Source organism: Candidatus Binatia bacterium, from assembly GCA_023150935.1.
Taxonomy (GTDB): Bacteria; Desulfobacterota; Binatia; order HRBIN30; family HRBIN30; genus JAKLJW01.
Genome location: JAKLJW010000014.1, coordinates 97,675 through 106,574, shown reverse-complemented (window position 1 = coordinate 106,574; position 8,900 = coordinate 97,675). Strand labels below are relative to the sequence as shown.

Below are 8,900 nucleotides of genomic sequence, written 5' to 3'. Positions count from 1 at the left end.
CCGCACTCGAGCCAGAAGCTCGTTCTCCTCGATGTGGCCGCCGTGCGAGTTTCCGACCTGATCGAGTCGTCGGCATTATGCCGAGGTGGGTGTCTTGGTCCCCCTTGGTCCCCCTCCATCCCGACCATCTGGATGCCCTGGAACTATCGCAAAACCCTGGCCAGCCTCGCCCAGCGTCGCGTCAATGACGCAGGGCCCGCTGGCTGAGCGCTACGCGCCCGGAAATCCCCTCGATAAAATTGCGCTTCGCATCTCTGCCGGAAGGACACGGTTGCACCGGCAGGCCGCCGCGGTAATTGCGTCCGTTGAGCCTGTGTCCTCATTCGGAGGACAACCCCCGCGTGTCCGGCAACCCCTGGCCCGTTTGACCAACGCCACCGTCGTCACCTCGAACACGGGGAGCTCGGGAGTCCACGTGATGCGTCGACGGCGCGAACAACCTCCGTATCGGACCACCGCCAGCACGTCCGGTTGCCGGTCGCCAACGTACCAACCCGGTCGCCCACGGCCATCGCGGATGGGTGTCTCGTCAGTTCTGGCATTAGTACAACATGGGTGTCTTGATCCCTCTTCGTTAGTACAACATGGGTGTCTTGATCCCTTGCCGCGGGGTGCTTCGCCTGCGCCGATCCTACGCCGCCGTAAGCTGGACCACCGGCACGCTCAACTGCTCACGACCGCGGCCGCGCTTGTCGATCGAGGCCACAATGTCGCGTAACACGCTGCCTGGCCAGTAGCGCGCGCCGCAGCCCAAACACACCACGACCGGAACCCCGCGCACCAGGTAATACTGCCCACGGTGGCGGTGCATCTTGTCGACGGTCCTGCGAACAAAGCGGCGGCTTTCGCAGTACTCACATTGACTCGGCTTAAGCGAATTTCGCGGCATGCCCCTATTTCCTCTCGTAGACCGTAATAATCAACACACCGACTCCACCCATCCTGAGCACGACGGCAATCTCCCGGCCATCTTCTGCCGGGCCAACGATCTCCCATCGCGGCCCGCGTGGATTGTCGGTTTCCCTCTTGCGGATTACACCGTGCATGATCGCATGCTCGACATCGAGCGGGCTGAGATCGTCATCCTCCATCCCCTGGTCGGCATGGTCGGTGGTCAGGTAGTTCCCGGCCTCGATCGCAGCCCGGATCAGGGAAAGACGCGTCGCCATTCAGCCTCCGCCCCAACGTCTTCTCGTGAAGCCCACGCTACGATCGCCCCCCGATGCGGGCCAGCGAAGGTTCGTAAGGGCAAGATCACTGACGACCCGGCGGCCAGCGCCCGCGCCACGTAGCGGCGCAGCAACGAGACTGGAAAACCCGCGGCGAAGAGGTAGCCACCGCGCGGCAGCGCCACACGACGCAAGCCGAGAACCCGCTCCGCCCGCAAACGCTGCGGTCCGCGGAACTCGATGAATCTGCCGACTCGGAAGAAGAGGAGGCAGCCATCGCCGCATTCCCCCATCCAGGCTCGGTACTCACGGCCGAACGACGTGTGGATGGTCCGCCGTGGCCAGCGCGGGCGCAGACGCCAGCCATTGCGATCGAACAGCCCCACCAACCACCGCCGGTCGCGCATAGTCCGTATTAGCTAAAGTATTTAGCGTAACATCCCATATCAGACCTTCGACCTCGCTCCTTCCGGAACTGATCCGGGCCGGTTTCACCGTCGCCTTGCCGCCGAGCGGCGGCTTACTGCGGGTCGGCAGCCGGTGTCAACGCCCGGAGCCACCCCGCCCGGAGCCACCCCGGAGCCATGGTTTCGGGCAAGGCTCGGCCATGCTGAGCCGGGGTGGCGCCGCTCAGTGGCGGTATTCGTCAGCCGTCCCGAATCCAGGCAGCCATGGAGGGGGGCGCGCTGCCTGCCGGCCGAAGCCTCGGCGAAGGTCGGGTTCGGCAACGGGCGGACTGGCGGGCGGCCCGAGATGGTTCAGTATCTTTGCAATCACCGGCGGACCCGCACTCCGGAGGCCTCTCGCCTGCGGCCCGAAGCCTTCGGCGGACGGGCCGGCGGACCTGTCGGCAATGGTCGTTATCAGGCGCAAGCGCCCGCCGCATTCGGTGCAAGCGAGAATGTCGAACAGAAGATTCGGCGGAGCAGGTCAGCCCACGCGAAATGGCGCGGGCGAGTGTAGGCGGCGGGCGCACGAAGGGGCCCTGCGTCGCGCTGCGCCGCCAGCCACTGGTGAAGCGGCCACTGATCCTGTCGGCACAGCGCCCACCGTGGCGCCTGCGGCCGAGCCCGTTGATGGCGACCCGGCCACGCCGCGACCACCCCCGCCAGGTCCCGGGTATGTACGGCCCAAGTACTCCACGTGGGCCTCGTTGTTGGAACGGACGTTCGCCATCGACGTTCTCGCTTGCCCGGAGTGTGGCGGCCGGCTGCGTTTGATAGCGACGATCACCGACCACGCCGTCATCAAGAAGATTCTGGGCCATCTCGGTCTGCCGACCGAGGCGCCGACACCAGTGCCGGCCAAGGTCGCCGGCTGGTTGCCTGGCGTCGAGCCCCCCACCGACTGGATCACTGAGTGACCTGTCCGGGCCCGGGTGCGCCCGGCATCAGGCGCGGCCTCCCGTTGGCCTCACGAATTTCCGCCGAATGTGCTGCCGAATGTGTTTGACAGGCGCTTTGTCCGCCCCGTATACGGGTGGCTGACTGAGATTCTCGTGCGGCGGCTGGGGGCTGGCAACGTCTGATACTCGGGTGTTACGTCAACTTGGTGCTTTATGCGGGCTATCCGCAAGAAAAGCTTGATCCCTCCGTACCTGATCGGGAAGATGCGCTCGTTGTTTGGCGATGGAGGCCTGCTCATGAAAAAAGCTTCGGTGTTGGTTCTTGGTTCCCTGCTCGCTTTGACCAGCGCAGCGCGCGCTCAGTTCGTCGGCGGTGGTGCTCCGACGGGTACCGCCTATCAGGTTTACTCGGTGCCAGGCGCGGCGCATGCAGCGGGGCTGTCGACGATTTTTTCGTGCACCAATCCCACAGGCACGTCGGCCAACGTGGCGGTTCAGTTGTTCGACGCCAACGGAGCGTTGCTGAATGCTTCGCCGGCGCTGGCTGTGGCGCCAGGGGCGACGGTGCAGTTTGCAACGGGTGCTACGGCGCCTTTCGGTCCGGATCAAACACTGAATCCGGTCACTGGCTTCACCAAAGGCTCCGCCAAGATTTGGTCTAGCGGCAGGTCGTTGCTGTGCACGGCGATTCTTGCGGGAACCTGGGCTGGGAACACTTTCTGGGCCCCCCTCACCATCGCCGCCAAGCTGAAGCAAAAAGGCGACTAGCCTCCCATTCCCACCTTCGGCGCCCACCCCACGCGGCCCTGCCGCTGCGATAGCACCACCTTCTGGCGCATCGGCCCCATGGTCGAGCGCGGGCTGCGCGACCAACTCCATTCGCTGACCGCCCTGTTCTCCCCCACTCCGACCCGCTTCGAAACGCTGATCGGCGCCCGCACGCCCGACGACCCCGCCGCCCGCTTTACGCCGTTCGGCAACCTCGCCGGCATCTCCTGGTTCCTGTGCCTTGCCTGCGGGCACGTGGACTGGCGCCGACAGGACGTCGCCGACGCGTGTCCCTGCCCCGCCACTTCGCCGCTGCACCTGGTGCGCGAAGACGGCGGCGAGCCGCTGGCGGTCTGCTGGCTGGCCCCGTGGTGGGGCCCCTTCAAGCCGCACGGCACCTTCTCGGTCCGGGAATGCTCCGCCTGTCGCCGCCTGAGCTGGAACGCCGAGCTCGACGCGGAAATGGTCGAACAGCCCGAGCGCGGCGTTCGCCGGGTCACGGTCGTCCAAGCCGAAGCCCCGCGCCACGGGCCCTACCGCTAACGAAATTCCCGGAAATTCCAGCCAGGCACCAATTATCCGGCGGCCGGACAGGCAGGACGCGAGCTCAGGCTGATGCTTGGCTATACGGGTGGCTGACTGAGATTCTCGTGCGGCGGCTGGGGGCTGGCAACGTCTGATACTCGGGTGTTACGTCAACTTGGTGCTTTATGCGGGCTATCCGCCTCACTCGGAGGCCACACGCGCCGAGTCGAACGTGGGTGCAGAGGGTCCACACGCGGTGGCACCGTAAATATTCGGTGAACCCGTCGTCGTGGGCGATGCACGGAGACATCTACTCAGCAGCACAGAGGGCGTGACGGAAGTCGGCGGTGAGCGTCCGCGCACCTGGTGCCCAATGCCACCTCGCTTCGCTCTGCCTGGAAGGCCCGCAACGCCGGCCAGCTCAGACTCGGTGGCGGCGAACATCGGCGAACGTCCCGCGAGAGATTGCCGGCGGGTGCGGTTGAAGACGGACAGGGGCTCCTGTAGACGATGGGAGACGCTCGCGAAGCGTCGCCAACAATCGACAACCAGGAGGACGCATCATGGCGATAAAGGCCGGCGACAGCCTTCCACTGAACGTTACGCTCAAGGAAATGGGCGCGGGTGGCCCTCAGGATGTGACCCTGGGGGACGTGTTCAAGGGCAAGACCGTCGTGGTCTTCGCCGTGCCGGGGGCTTTCACGCCGACATGCTCGATGAAGCATCTCCCCGGATTCGTGGAAAAGGCGGCGGACATACGGGACCGCGGGGTTGACGAAATCGTGTGCCTCGCGGTGAACGACGCCTTCGTCATGGGGGCCTGGGGCGACGCAAATCGCGCCAGGGGCAAGGTCCGAATGCTCGCCGACGGCAACGGCGATCTAACGCGGGCCCTCGGCTTGACGCTCGACGCCAGCGGGTTCGGCATGGGGTTGCGGTCGCAACGCTACGCAATGATCGTAAGGGACGGGGTCGTCAAAGAGCTGCTCGTCGAGCCCGGGCCCGGGCTGACCGTATCGAGTGCCGAAGCGGTCCTTAGCAAGCTCTGACCCGCAAGGGGAGTGGCGGGGGAGGAGAAAGGCGGCGAGCGGATTCGAACCGCTGCATGGAGGTTTTGCAGACCTCTCCCTTAGCCACTTGGGTACGCCGCCGTTGCAACCTGCGGAAGCCGGCAGGCCCTTGTTGTGCCAGCACCAGCCAAGAAGAAGCTAGCGTGGTTCGCAAACCAAAAGCAAGGCGCCGAATGGACCGTCACTCGCACACGAGTCGCCGATCCCGCTCGAGATCGGCCGTCATCCTCGCTGGCGCTCTGCTGCTCGGGTGCTCGCCAGAGCCGCGGACGGTCGAGTCGGGGACTGCGCAACGGCCGGCAACGCCGGCAGTCGCGCGTGCCACGCCGCCGCGCGCGCTCCGGCGGCCGACGGTGCCGGCTCGCATCGAGCCGGATCTCGAAGACCGCGCCCTGACAGCACCTGCGGCCGTCGATCCTGCACCCGAGGAGCCGCCGCCGGTGACCGTGGAGGCCGACGCCGTTCCCGACATCGGCAAAGCGCCGCTGCGGGTCCGGTTCGAAGCGCGCGTCGAAGCGGGCGGCGACAGCTACACCTGCAACTGGGAGTTCGGCGACGGCGGCAGCGCCGCCGGGAATCCGGTCGAACACGAGTTCACCGCACCCGGGTCATTCACAACCCGGGTGCGGGCCACGACCGCCAGGGGAGCGGCGGGATCGTACGAAGTCGGGGTGCAAGTCGACCCCCCGGCCGAGGAGATCGAGTAGAGGCCGCCGGGGGTGGGCAGGGTCGGCGCGTTCACGCGCCGACTGACGTCACCGCTTGCCCTGATCGTGCCGAAAGGCGGTGCCGGGTCTCTTTCAGGCAACCCTCGGCAGGCCCGTGCCGGTCCTCGAGGAAGCGGCCTGCTCGATGACCCGCCAGCGGTTTACGAATGCCGCGTACCGCCCGGCGTAGCGCTTCTTCGAGGCGTGCAGCGAGAAGGTCTTTCCGCTCACCGATTCCCAGGGGATGACGAAAACCTCTTCGCGCGACGGGTGACGCGGTTCGAGGGCGAGACAGACGAACACGTCGGCGTACTGCCGGCCGAACTTGCCGTGGTGGTGGAAGTTGAAGTGCCACGAGCGATACCGATAGGTGTACCGGCGCTGACGCACGGTGACGTGATGACGGCGCATCCGCGGAAAGGCGACGCGCAAGGCGACTCGGACCGAGTCGTTGACGAGCAGGTCGTAACCGGCGGTGGAGGGGACCGAGCGTACGCTCAGGCCCATCCGCCGCAGGCGTTCCGCGATCCGACGCTTGGGGAGGAGGTGTTTTCTAATGCGATCCATGCCGCTTTGGACGGTTGAGCCTTGACGGTATTCGATCGGGGCCGGAGTCAAGCACAGATCCCCTCGGCGCGGGCAGTGCCCGGGACCAATTGTTGGCGCCGACCCGCTCACCCCTCGATATGCGCCTCCAAGGGGAAGACGCTACTCAGCTTTAACGTTGGGTGGCCCGGATTGGACGAATCGACCCGTTAATTCAGGGGTAGGGTCCGTTCCTTCCGGGGCCGTATCGACGCGCGCCGCCAGATTCATGAACGATTCGAGATAGCTCGGCCTGGCCGGTGACGGGTATCGTCCGGCGCTTTACACTGCAACGCTACTTCGCTATGCGAGGTGATCGTTACGCGGGCGTAGCTCAGCTGGCTAGAGCGTATGCTTGCCAAGCATAAGGTCGCCGGTTCGATCCCGGTCGCCCGCTTGTTCCCAAGGGCCCCGTCGGCAGCGGGGCCCTTGGTTTTTCCGGCCGAACATCGGCGACCGCAACGAGGTTGAAGGTCGGCGTGAATTCGGTAAAGCTCACCGGGTACAGACCGGTCACGCATAGCCGGCGGGAGGTTCGCAGTGTACATCGTCGACATCCTGGAGCGCTGCAGTAACCTTGCCGGTCGCACGGCGAGGGTCTACCGGCATCTGGCGGAGCGGTTCGCCGGCGATCCGGATCGGGTCCGCCTCTGGCGCGAGCTGGCGCTCGAAGAGGAAACGCATTCCGACGTGCTGCGCCGCGAGTTGGCGTCGTTCCAGGAAGAAGACCGGGACGGACCGTTCCTGCCCGAGTACAGCGTGCGACTGGACAACCTCGATGCCGATCTGAAGCGCCTGGAGGAAAGAGCTTCCGGGGCGGCCACGCTGGACGATGCGCTGGCGGTGGCGGTCGCCCTGGAGCAGGCCGACCTCGAGGAGCTCTACGACGATCTCGTGTTGCAGGGCGAACCGGCTTTCAAGCTGCTTTCGGAGCGGATCGAGGCTGCCCTCGGTGCGCGTCCGGAGCCGGTGGCATCGGCGGGTCTGGCCGGCCGTCGCCGGGGTGCCGCGCGCCGACACCGTACTTGAAGCATGCCGACCCCGCTCGACGCGCGCCGCGAAAGTGGACGCGCTTTTTTCGAAGCCCTGGGTGCGGGTCTGGCCGACGACGAGGTGGTGAGCGACCGGCGCTGTGTGCGCCTCCTGATCGACAAGGCGCAGGCCGAGCATGCCGGACGCACCCGCAAGCGTTTTGACGCCGGCGCCGTGTTCCGGCAGCGCATCCTGTACGACCGCATCGACACAGCGGTGGCCGCCTGGTGTCGCCGTCGCGAGATACGCACGGAGCCCTTCAACGTGTTCCGTTACGAGGGCCCCGAGCGAGGGCCGACCCAGCACGAAACCGCTATCGGCCCGTCGCTCCCGTTCGTCGAGCGCACCTTCGACCGTCTCGCCGCCGCCGTCCCGGAGATCGTCGATAGCCGGCGTGCGGTCATCAAGGCGCCAACCAGGGCCATCGCGCCGGGTTTCCGATTGCAGCACCCTCTGCCGTTCGGGGCCGCCGGCGAGATCGTCTACGACGGAGACCGGTCCGAGCTGGACCGCGCCGTGTACCGGGTTGCCATGTACGTTGCGACCACGGGCGACCCGTCGCGTAGCTGGCGCTACGATTGCGGTCTGCTCATCTTCTACGGTGCCGAGGCACCCCGGCAGCTCCTCGGGGACTCGTTGTGGGAGGTTTGGCCAGACGTGCAAGCCAGGTTGTGGGACGCCGGCCGTGTCTGGACGATCTTGCTGTAAGGCGATCGCGTCAGGCATAATTTCCACCTAATGAGAACGGTCATCATCATCGGCTTGGCACTTGCCGCCGCGGCCCTCGCCGGGTGCGCGGGCAAGAAAGGGCAGACGTCGGAGCAGTACTTCACGACCGCGAACGACAGCTTCCGCACGGGCGCATTGGACATGGCTATCGAGCAATTCAACGAATTGCTCGACCAACACCCGTTCAGCGAGCACAGCGAGGAAGCCGAACTCAGAATTGCGCACGCCTATTATCTGGCCGGAAGTTACCCGGAGGCGGTCGTGGCTCTGACCGATTTCCAGCGCCGTCACCCGACCAGCCCGAATCTACCGTTTGTCGGGTACTATCTGGGGATGTGCTACCTGCGGCAGATGAACACCTTAGACCGCGACCAAACCGCCGCGCGTAATGCGCATACGTATTTCCTGACGGTGTCCCGCCAGTATCCCGACAGTCCGTTTGCCGAGCTCGCCCGCGAACGTCTGGCGGAATGCCGCGATCGGCTGGCTGCGCACGATCTGTACGTCGCCAATTTCTACAGGAGGCGCGAAAACTTCCGCGCCGCCGAAGTGCGCATGCTGACTTTGGCCTCGCGCTATCAGGAGACGCCGGCCGCGGCCGAGGCGCTGATCGAGCTGGGCAACTACTACGGCAGTCAGAAACGACCCGAACAGGCGGCACTCGCCTACCTCGCCTTGATTGACGCCCAACCCACGAGTCCGGAGTTGCCGCGAGCCGAAGAAGAACTGGCAAAGCTACCGGCCGACTTGCCGGCCACCGGGGGCGGCGACCCGCTCGGCGCCTTGCTCGCCGCCAACGGCAGGCAGCGCAGTACCCTGGACATCGAGCCGATCCGCATGCCGGATCTGAGTGCGAAGCCGCCACGCCCCGGACTTGCGGGAGCAGGCTCACCGGGAGGGTTCGGCCAGGGCGGTGGACCGTTCGGTGGCGGGGGAAGCCCGTTCGGGCGCGGTGGGGCTTACTGAAGGC

General features: G+C 66.0%; 12 protein-coding genes and 2 tRNA genes. 9 read left to right on the top strand and 5 right to left on the bottom strand.

Features of this window, described 5'->3' with window-relative positions:
- Positions 1-631 precede the first annotated feature (631 nt).
- The 3 genes from L6Q96_10710 to L6Q96_10700 all read right to left on the bottom strand — a co-directional run bounded on the left by L6Q96_10710 (position 632) and on the right by L6Q96_10700 (position 1,576).
- Positions 632-811, bottom strand: a complete 180-nt coding sequence (locus tag L6Q96_10710; GenBank protein MCK6555033.1) for a hypothetical protein — start codon at positions 809-811, stop codon at positions 632-634.
- Positions 812-893: 82 nt separating this feature from the next.
- Positions 894-1,169: a DUF4258 domain-containing protein gene (locus L6Q96_10705; protein ID MCK6555032.1), complete on the bottom strand. Its 276-nt coding sequence runs from the start codon at positions 1,167-1,169 to the stop codon at positions 894-896.
- A complete protein-coding gene (locus L6Q96_10700) occupies positions 1,148-1,576 on the bottom strand; it encodes a hypothetical protein (protein MCK6555031.1) in 429 nt (142 codons plus the stop codon). The genes L6Q96_10705 and L6Q96_10700 overlap by 22 nt, the downstream gene beginning before the upstream one ends.
- Before the next feature lie 746 nt (positions 1,577-2,322).
- Between L6Q96_10700 and L6Q96_10695 the strand changes: the two genes are divergently transcribed.
- From L6Q96_10695 to L6Q96_10680, 4 genes are all read left to right on the top strand, one after another.
- Complete coding sequence (locus L6Q96_10695; protein ID MCK6555030.1) at positions 2,323-2,532, top strand: hypothetical protein; 210 nt, start codon at positions 2,323-2,325, stop codon at positions 2,530-2,532.
- Between the two features lie 195 nt (positions 2,533-2,727).
- Positions 2,728-3,282 carry a hypothetical protein gene (locus L6Q96_10690; GenBank protein MCK6555029.1) on the top strand — a complete coding sequence of 185 codons (555 nt, stop codon included), beginning with the start codon at positions 2,728-2,730 and terminating at the stop codon, positions 3,280-3,282.
- 78 nt (positions 3,283-3,360) lie between these two features.
- Positions 3,361-3,825, top strand: coding sequence for a hypothetical protein (locus tag L6Q96_10685; GenBank protein MCK6555028.1), 465 nt, complete (start codon positions 3,361-3,363; stop codon positions 3,823-3,825).
- A gap of 545 nt (positions 3,826-4,370) precedes the next feature.
- Positions 4,371-4,856 carry a peroxiredoxin gene (locus L6Q96_10680; protein MCK6555027.1) on the top strand — a complete coding sequence of 162 codons (486 nt, stop codon included), beginning with the start codon at positions 4,371-4,373 and terminating at the stop codon, positions 4,854-4,856.
- Between the two features lie 29 nt (positions 4,857-4,885).
- On the opposite strand, the gene L6Q96_10675 is transcribed toward L6Q96_10680, so the two are convergent.
- A tRNA-Cys gene (locus L6Q96_10675) sits at positions 4,886-4,958 on the bottom strand.
- Between the two features lie 272 nt (positions 4,959-5,230).
- Here L6Q96_10675 and L6Q96_10670 point away from each other — a divergent pair.
- Positions 5,231-5,584: a PKD domain-containing protein gene (locus L6Q96_10670; GenBank protein ID MCK6555026.1), complete on the top strand. Its 354-nt coding sequence runs from the start codon at positions 5,231-5,233 to the stop codon at positions 5,582-5,584.
- Positions 5,585-5,677: 93 nt separating this feature from the next.
- Here L6Q96_10670 and L6Q96_10665 read toward each other — a convergent pair whose 3' ends face one another.
- Positions 5,678-6,151, bottom strand: a complete 474-nt coding sequence (locus tag L6Q96_10665) for a hypothetical protein (protein MCK6555025.1) — start codon at positions 6,149-6,151, stop codon at positions 5,678-5,680.
- Positions 6,152-6,492: 341 nt separating this feature from the next.
- On the opposite strand from L6Q96_10665, the gene L6Q96_10660 reads away from it, so the two are divergent.
- The 4 genes from L6Q96_10660 to bamD all read left to right on the top strand — a co-directional run bounded on the left by L6Q96_10660 (position 6,493) and on the right by bamD (position 8,896).
- Positions 6,493-6,566: transfer RNA gene (locus L6Q96_10660), tRNA-Gly, on the top strand.
- Positions 6,567-6,709: 143 nt separating this feature from the next.
- Entirely contained in the window at positions 6,710-7,198 is a 489-nt protein-coding gene (locus tag L6Q96_10655) for a hypothetical protein (protein ID MCK6555024.1), read from the top strand.
- A 3-nt stretch (positions 7,199-7,201) separates the two neighbouring features.
- Positions 7,202-7,909, top strand: a complete 708-nt coding sequence (locus L6Q96_10650; GenBank protein ID MCK6555023.1) for a hypothetical protein — start codon at positions 7,202-7,204, stop codon at positions 7,907-7,909.
- 30 nt (positions 7,910-7,939) lie between these two features.
- Positions 7,940-8,896 (top strand): outer membrane protein assembly factor BamD, encoded by a 957-nt coding sequence (gene bamD / locus L6Q96_10645; GenBank protein ID MCK6555022.1) that lies wholly within the window; start codon positions 7,940-7,942, stop codon positions 8,894-8,896.
- Positions 8,897-8,900: the final 4 nt, after the last annotated feature.

What these genes read in the sequence shown, in the direction of transcription:
- L6Q96_10690 (MCK6555029.1), top strand. Translation starts at nt 2,728, where the DNA reads ATGCGGGCTATCCGCAAGAAAAGCTTGATCCCTCCGTACCTGATCGGG.
- L6Q96_10710 (MCK6555033.1), bottom strand. Translation starts at nt 811, where the DNA reads ATGCACCGCCACCGTGGGCAGTATTACCTGGTGCGCGGGGTTCCGGTC.
- L6Q96_10685 (MCK6555028.1), top strand. Translation starts at nt 3,361, where the DNA reads ATGGTCGAGCGCGGGCTGCGCGACCAACTCCATTCGCTGACCGCCCTG.
- bamD (MCK6555022.1), top strand. Translation starts at nt 7,940, where the DNA reads ATGAGAACGGTCATCATCATCGGCTTGGCACTTGCCGCCGCGGCCCTC.
- L6Q96_10650 (MCK6555023.1), top strand. Translation starts at nt 7,202, where the DNA reads ATGCCGACCCCGCTCGACGCGCGCCGCGAAAGTGGACGCGCTTTTTTC.
- L6Q96_10705 (MCK6555032.1), bottom strand. Translation starts at nt 1,169, where the DNA reads ATGGCGACGCGTCTTTCCCTGATCCGGGCTGCGATCGAGGCCGGGAAC.
- L6Q96_10680 (MCK6555027.1), top strand. Translation starts at nt 4,371, where the DNA reads ATGGCGATAAAGGCCGGCGACAGCCTTCCACTGAACGTTACGCTCAAG.
- L6Q96_10665 (MCK6555025.1), bottom strand. Translation starts at nt 6,151, where the DNA reads ATGGATCGCATTAGAAAACACCTCCTCCCCAAGCGTCGGATCGCGGAA.
- L6Q96_10700 (MCK6555031.1), bottom strand. Translation starts at nt 1,576, where the DNA reads ATGCGCGACCGGCGGTGGTTGGTGGGGCTGTTCGATCGCAATGGCTGG.